The sequence below is a fragment of the Candidatus Hydrogenedentota bacterium genome (assembly GCA_016791475.1).
In the GTDB taxonomy this organism is placed as follows: Bacteria; Hydrogenedentota; Hydrogenedentia; order Hydrogenedentales; family JAEUWI01; genus JAEUWI01.
In genome coordinates this window covers 1-807 of sequence record JAEUWI010000163.1, presented here as the reverse complement: position 1 = coordinate 807, position 807 = coordinate 1, and the positions used below count along the sequence as shown (strand labels likewise).

The following is an 807-nucleotide window of genomic DNA, read 5'->3' as shown; positions in this document are numbered from 1 at the left end:
TCCGTAACATTTAAAATGACGGCAATCCCGGCCGGAAAATTTAAAATAGGAAGCCCTGCAACAGAACGTGGAAGAGATGGCGATGAAGGTCCGCAGAAGGAAATTGAACTTGGAAAATTCTGGATGGGAACCAAAGAAGTGACGTTTGCCGAATGGGACTTATACTTTAAGGATAACAACTTGCCCCAAAGCAAAAAAATAGACGGTGTAACCCGCGCTACACCTCAATATATCGATCTTACCTGGGGTATGGGCCGCGATGGCAACCATCCGGTTAACAGCATGAGTCATACAGCGGCTATGATGTATTGCAAATGGTTGTACACTAAAACCGGAATCTTTTTCCGTTTGCCCACCGAAGCCGAATGGGAATATGCCTGCCGGGCCGGAAGCGAAACCACGTATCCGTTTGGTAATGATGCGCAGAGTTTAAAAGAGTATGGCTACTTTAAAGACAATAGCAATGGAAAGTTTCATCATGTTGGCCAATTAAAACCCAATGCCTGGGGCTTGCATGATATGCTGGGCAATTTAAGCGAATGGACCCTTGACCAATATGACCCTGCTTATTATGAAAAAATTGAATCGAAAAATCCCGTAACCACTGTGGGTTCCAAATATCCAAAAAGCGTAAAGGGTGGTTCTTATTTGGATGAAGCCAAAGAATTACGATGTGCTAATCGTATTGCCTCTCACGCAAATTGGAATATCCGCGATCCGCAAATCCCAAAAAGCAAATGGTGGCTCACCGATGGTATGTTTATGGGTTTTCGGGTGGTAAGGCCCCTTGTACAACCTTCAAAGGAA

The 807-nt window shown here is 44.5% G+C and carries 1 protein-coding gene; it reads left to right on the top strand.

Features of this window, described 5'->3' with window-relative positions; translation table 11 throughout:
* Positions 1-807, top strand: an 807-nt coding sequence (locus tag JNK74_28460; protein MBL7650121.1) for an SUMF1/EgtB/PvdO family nonheme iron enzyme, incomplete at both ends; no start/stop codon positions are given.